Source organism: Caballeronia mineralivorans PML1(12), from assembly GCF_001028175.1.
Lineage (GTDB): Bacteria > Pseudomonadota > Gammaproteobacteria > Burkholderiales > Burkholderiaceae > Caballeronia > Caballeronia mineralivorans.
In genome coordinates this window covers 1-1,093 of record NZ_AEJF01000368.1, presented here as the reverse complement: position 1 = coordinate 1,093, position 1,093 = coordinate 1, and the positions used below count along the sequence as shown (strand labels likewise).

Sequence of the window (1,093 nt, the reverse complement as noted above, 5' to 3'; positions counted from 1 at the left end):
GTTCTTAGCGCAGTAACCGCGGCCGCGGTGGGCGCCCCGAAGAAACCAGGTACCGGTCGCCGCTTTGGTAAGCTTGGGCGTCGCGCCGCTGAAGACCGACTCCCCATTGGTGCTATCAACGCCCGTTTCTTAGCGTGGTCCAAGGTCACGTCGGCGACATTGGTGAGTTCGTGCGAACGGACATCCCGCTTGAGAGGTTGAGCAATGACGACGTACCGTCGGCGGCGCGGCACTCTTCCACTTATGAGGGAGTAGTCAATGGCGCAGCGCAGCCAGTTAAAGAGGATGGAAATTGCCAACCCCAATGCAGCGGGAATTGATGTTGGCTCGGCGAGTCACTTTGTCTCCGTACCGCCAGACCGCGACGATGAGCCAGTTCGGGAGTTCAAGAGCTTCACCGAAGACCTGGAGCACCTGGCGGATTGGCTGGTTTCGTGCGGCATTGACACAGTGGCTATGGAGTCGACCGGGGTGTACTGGATTACCCTGTTCGAGTTGCTGGAGTCGCGAGGTCTGAATGTATTTCTGGTCAATGCCCGCCACGTGAAAAACGTCTCGGGCCGCAAGTCCGATGTGCTCGACTGCCAGTGGCTACAGCAACTGATGAGCTACGGACTACTGTCTGGAGCGTTTCGTCCCAAGGACGAGATTTGCGCATTACGCTCAGTGATGCGTCAGCGCGCCATGCTGCTGTCCTACCAGTCGCGGCATGTACAGCATATGCAGAAAGCGCTGACGCTCATGAATGTACAGTTGGCCAATGTAATTTCTGACGTTGTCGGTGAGACTGGCCAGAAGATTCTGCGCGCGATCATCGCCGGCGAGCGCGACCCACTGAAGCTGGCGGACCTCAAAAACGGCCGGATCGAGGCGAGCAAAGAAGAGATCGCCAAGTCGTTGCAGGGCAACTGGCGGGAAGAACACCTGTTCGCCCTGACCCAAGCGGTTGAGCTATTTGATGCTTATTCCAAAGCGCTACAGCGCTGTGACGTCCAACTGGAGAGCATGCTTAAGGCGTTGAGCCGGAGCGAAGCTGAACCCGGGCCGTCCAAGCGCCGCGTCGGCAAGGCCAAAAATGCCCCTAAGTTTGATG

General features: G+C 58.0%; 1 protein-coding gene. It reads left to right on the top strand.

The genetic code is table 11. The features are described from left to right. Positions 1–258: 258 nt before the first annotated feature. The coding region (locus tag EOS_RS43075; RefSeq protein WP_235443148.1) for an IS110 family RNA-guided transposase at positions 259–1,093 on the top strand (835 nt) is incomplete at its 3' end.